General features: G+C 67.6%; 4 protein-coding genes. 1 reads left to right on the top strand and 3 read right to left on the bottom strand.

What is annotated here, in order from left to right; all coding sequences use genetic code 11:
• The first annotated feature begins 61 nt into the window (after window positions 1–61).
• On the top strand, window positions 62–2,371 hold the full coding sequence (parC, locus tag GM676_RS30995; RefSeq protein ID WP_155468415.1) for a DNA topoisomerase IV subunit A: 2,310 nt from the start codon (window positions 62–64) through the stop codon (window positions 2,369–2,371).
• Between the two features lie 90 nt (window positions 2,372–2,461).
• Here parC and GM676_RS31000 read toward each other — a convergent pair whose 3' ends face one another.
• From GM676_RS31000 to GM676_RS31010, 3 genes are all read right to left on the bottom strand, one after another.
• The gene (locus GM676_RS31000; RefSeq protein ID WP_155468412.1) at window positions 2,462–2,932 is read right to left on the bottom strand and encodes a hypothetical protein; all 471 of its coding nucleotides are present in this window, start codon (window positions 2,930–2,932) and stop codon (window positions 2,462–2,464) included.
• 74 nt (window positions 2,933–3,006) lie between these two features.
• Window positions 3,007–4,404 carry an IgA Peptidase M64 gene (locus tag GM676_RS31005; RefSeq protein ID WP_155468413.1) on the bottom strand — a complete coding sequence of 466 codons (1,398 nt, stop codon included), beginning with the start codon at window positions 4,402–4,404 and terminating at the stop codon, window positions 3,007–3,009.
• Between the two features lie 64 nt (window positions 4,405–4,468).
• Window positions 4,469–5,044 (bottom strand): FliH/SctL family protein (locus tag GM676_RS31010; protein WP_155468414.1); only part of this gene is annotated, 576 nt, incomplete at its 5' end.

Raw genomic sequence — 5,044 nt, forward strand, 5'->3', positions numbered from 1 at the left:
CGCCGCTGGCGACGGCGGCGCGGCCGGCGGCAACGGCGATGGCGGCGATGGCGGCGGCGGCATGTTCGGCGGCCCGCTGGGCGGCGGCGACGATGGCGACGGCGGCGACGCCCTGACCCTGTCCACCTTCGCCGAGCGCGCCTACCTCGACTACGCCATCTCGGTGGTCAAGGGCCGCGCCCTGCCCGACGTCTGCGACGGCCAGAAGCCGGTGCAGCGCCGCATCCTGTACGCCATGAACGAAATGGGCCTGAACAGCACCGCCAAGCCGCGCAAGTCGGCCACCGTGGTGGGCGACGTGCTCGGTAAATTGCACCCGCACGGCGACCAGTCGGTGTACGACGCCATGGTGCGCATGGCGCAGGACTTCTCGCTGCGCTACCCGCTGATCGACGGCCAGGGCAACTTCGGCTCGCGCGACGGCGACGGCGCGGCGGCCATGCGCTACACCGAAGCCCGCCTGACGCCGATCGCCAAGGTGCTGCTGGACGAGATCAACCTCGGCACCGTCGACTTCCAGGCCAACTACGACGGCTCCACCGAAGAACCCTGCCTGCTGCCGGCCCGCCTGCCGATGGTGCTGCTGAACGGCGCCTCCGGCATCGCGGTCGGCCTGGCCACCGAAATCCCGTCGCACAACCTGGGCGAAGTGGCGCAGGCGGCGGTCGCCATGATCCGCAATCCAAAAATCACCCACAGCGAGCTGATGGCGCTGGTGCCCGGCCCGGACTTCCCGGGCGGCGGGCAGATCATCACGCCGCCGTCGCAGATCGCCGACATGTACGCCACCGGGCGCGGCTCGATGAAAGTGCGGGCGCGCTGGAAGATCGAAGAACTGGCGCGCGGCCAGTGGCAGGCCGTGGTGACCGAACTGCCGCCGGGCACCTCGGCGCAGAAGGTGCTGGAGGAAATCGAAGAGCTGACCAACCCCAAGATCAAGCTGGGCAAGAAAGCCCTGTCGCCGGAACAACTGGCGCTGAAATCGCTGATCCTCAATTCGCTCGACACCATCCGCGACGAATCGGGCCGCGCCGCGCCGGTGCGCCTGGTGTTCGAGCCGAAATCGAAAAACCAGGACCAGACCGAATTCATGCTGCTGCTCTTGGCGCACACCTCGCTGGAATCGTCGGCCTCGATCAACCTGGTCATGATCGGCGGCGACGGCCGGCCGCGCCAGAAAGGCCTGAGCGACATCCTGGGCGAGTGGATCACCTTCCGCTTCGCCACCGTCACCCGCCGCTCGCAGTTCAAGCTGGGCAAGGTCGACGCCCGCATCCACATCCTCGAGGGCCGGCAGACCATCCTGCTCAACATCGACGAAGTGATCCACATCATCCGCAACGCGGACGAGCCGAAGGCGGCGCTGATCGCCCGCTTCCAGCTGTCCGAGATCCAGGCCGAGGACATCCTGGAAATCCGCCTGCGCCAGCTGGCGCGCCTGGAAGCGATCAAGATCGAACAGGAACTGGCCGAGCTGCGCAAGGACAAGCAGATGCTGCAAGACCTGCTGGACAACCCGGCGTCGATGAAGCGCGCCATCATCAAGGAAATCGAGAGCGACGCCAAAGTGTACGGCGACGCCCGCCGCACCCTGATCGAGGAGGCGCAGAAAGCCGTGGTCGAGCAAAAGGTGGTGGACGAGGCGGTCACCGTCATCATCTCCGAAAAAGGCTGGATCCGCGCCCGCGGCGGCATCGGCCACGACGCCAGCCAATTCACCTTCAAGGCCGGCGACAGCCTGTACGGCGCCTTCGAGTGCCGCACGGTCGACCACCTGCTGGCCTTCGGCAGCAACGGCAAGGTCTACTCGGTGCCGGTGGCGGCGCTGCCGAACGCGCGCGGCGACGGCGTGCCGGTCACCACCCTGATCGACCTGGCGCCTGGCGCGCGCATCCTGCACTACTACGCCGGCGCCGCCGCCACCCGCCTGATGCTGGCCACCAGCGCCGGTTTCGGCTTCGAGACCAAGGCCGGCGACATGGTCAGCCGCCTGAAGGGCGGCAAATCCTTCATCACCCTGGACGACGGCGACGTGCCGCTGCCGCCGACCGTGATCCCGGACAGCGCCAGCGCGGTGGCCGTGCTGTCCTCGGGCGCGCGGGTGCTGGTGTTCGGCATGGATGAAATGAAAGTGCTGACCAACGGCGGGCGCGGCGTGATCCTGATGGAACTGGCCGACAAGGAAACCCTGCTGGCGGCCAAGCCGATCAGCCAGAAAGGCGTGACCGTGTTCGGCACCGGGCGCGGCGGCAAGCCGCAGGAAGAAAAACTGTCGGCCTCGGCGCTGGCGGTCCACTTCGGCAAGCGCGCGCGCAAAGGCAAGGAACTGGCGACCAGGATCAAACCGACCGGCCTCCAGCCCATCGTCTAACCAACCCGGGGTCAGTTCTTGCAATCCAACACGGGCTCAGCCGCTACTGGCTGAGCCCGTGTTGGATTGCAAGAACTGACCCCGTCTTTTTTAGTGCTGCTTGGCGGCCGCTTCCTTCACCTCGGCGTCGGTCTTGGCCTTGACGGCGGCGGTCTTGTTGGCGGCCAGCGCCTTGTCGGCGGTGGCGTCCACGGTTTGCTTGATCGCCTTGGCGTCCGCCTTCACGGTCTTCTTCTCGGCCTTCTCCTCGGCCTTGGCGACTGCCTTGTCGCCCTTGGCGGCGGCCTTGGCCTTGTCTTCAGGGTCGGCCTTGGCCACCTTCTCATTGGCCTTGGCCTGCTCCACCGCGACCTTGGCCTGCTGCTCGTCGTGCACCTTGTCAGCCTTGGCGATGGCCTTGTTGGCCTTCTTGTCGGCCTTGGCGTCGGCCTTCAACTCCTTCTGCTCGGCCTTGGCCACGTCCTTGTTGGCCTCAGCCTGCGCCTTGGCGACGTCCGAGGTTTGCGCGTAAGCGGCGCTGGCCATCAGGCCGGCGATCAGGGTGGCAATGATCTTATTCATGATGTGATCCCTTTCAGTGATGAGGTGAGTCACAGCTTAAGCCGCGTCCGGCGCACACACTGTACGCTAGCGTACTAAGGACGCGAATACAGATCGATGATGGCGCTGATCGCCTCCGCGCACACCGCGCAGAACTGCTCGCTGCGGTCGAACATGATGCATTGCATTTCGGGACGGTAATAACCAGTGGCCTCGTAGTTTGCGCCCTCGAACGCGCCGACCGTGTGACGATGCGGGTCGGGCGTGAACAGCGCCGTGCTGGACGCCAGATCCTTCTTGAACAAGGCGCTCATCTCGGACTCGGGACGGTTGGCGGCGCGCAGCGCGGCGCGTTCCTTCTGGTAGGCGCGCGCGGCGGTTTCGTAGGCCTGCTTCGGCCACGGCGTCGGCAGCGGCGTGCCCTCTTTCACGAACTTTTTCCATTTCAGGTTGGCCGGGTCATGCAGCGCGGTGGCGTTGGGCTCCCACGGTTCGCGGCGCTCGCCGCCGGTGGCGTAGGCCACCGGCGAAGTGTAATACTCGTCGGCCAGACCGGCGAAGTGATGGCCGAATTCGTGCACGAACAGATAATTGGCCCAGTCATTGTCGGCCGCCGCCGTGCTGAACTGCCCGAAGATACCGCCACCGCCGTAGGTCTCGTTGTTCACCAAAATCTCGATGAACTCATACGGCGCGTACTGCGCCAGCTCGCGCAACGCGCGGTTGTCGGTGGTCAGCACATAGCGCTCGCTGCCGAAGATATCGTAGCGCGTGCCCAGCGGCGACTCCCTGTAGGCGCCGGTCGACGGCCGCGACACGCCCGACTCGGTGGTCGGCAAGGCGATGGCCCAGACATTGAAGTCCTTGGCGCGCTCCTTGAACGGCGAGGTGGCGAACAAATGGTCGGCCAGCCGGCGCGCGGCCGCCTCGAACTTCGTCATCTCGGCCTGAGTATAGCCATCGCCGACGATCAGCAGGTCGACCTTGTCGGGCGACGGGCCGTTGACGCGGATGCCGATCGGCCTGACCGGCGCCGGCGGCTGCTTGCGGACTACGTCCATGGCGTTGGGGTCAACGTCGGCGCTCCATACCGGTACGAAGCGGTTGCCGTCGTCGCGCTTGAGGATGCGGACTTTCACCGGCTGCTCCGGACGCGGGAAGCGCACCGACTCCTGGAAGCCGCGGCTGGCGTGGCCGGCCTCCTCGGTGCTGCGCCATTCGGCGAACACGGTGGAGAAGCCGCGCGAATACAGCAACTTGCCGCTCTTGGCGTCCACCACCTCCACCAGATTGTTGCCGCGGTTGGTGCTGTCGATGGTCTGGGCCATATTGCCCGGCCACGGCAGCGGCTCGACCACCACCCGTTCGACGGCGTAGTGCTCCTCGCTGGCGTTGCCGCTGTGCAGATAGTCGAGGCGCATGGTGGCCGGCTGCGCGGCCAATGCGGCGCTGGCCGCGCACAGCGCCAGCAGAGAGGTGAGGTAGCGGATCATGGCAGTCCTGCGGTCAGTTGAAAACGTGACCGCCATTGTAATCGCGCGCCGCCACGCCCGGTAATCAGGCCGCCACCGCGCCCGCGCCCGCCTCCGCTTCCGGCGCCGCCACCGCCGCTTCCCGCGCGCCGGCCGCCGCGATCCCCTGCGCGAACGCCGTCTTGACGGCCTGCGCCGCCAGATCGAAATTGGCGCACCACTGGCCATTGCTGGCCTCGAGCCGGCACGCGCCGGGGGCCAGCGCGGCGTCGGCCTTGACCGGCCAGTCCAGCGGCGGCAGCAGCGCCACCTCGTCCGGGTGCACCCGCAGCAGGGCGTCGACCAGCTTAGGCGGCGCCTCCCGCAGCACGCCCTGCAAGGCGGCGTCGATCCGCTCGCGCGGCGTGGTCTGCGCCACCAGCCGGTCATACAAGGCGTGGGCCAGGCCGGCCACGATCTCCTGCGCCCGCTCCAGAATCGCCTCGTTGGCCTGCTCCAGCGCCCGCAGCAGCTCGGCGGCCTGCACCACCACCCGCTGCTGCTCGGCGGCGTTCAGCTGGCGCGCCTGCTCACGCGCCTCGCCCAGAATGCGCCCGGCCTGCTCGCGCGCCCCGGCCAGCAACCGCTCCGCCTCGGCGCGCGCATCGTCGGCCAGCGCCCC

This window comes from Duganella radicis (assembly GCF_009720825.1).
Lineage (GTDB): Bacteria > Pseudomonadota > Gammaproteobacteria > Burkholderiales > Burkholderiaceae_D > Rugamonas > Rugamonas radicis.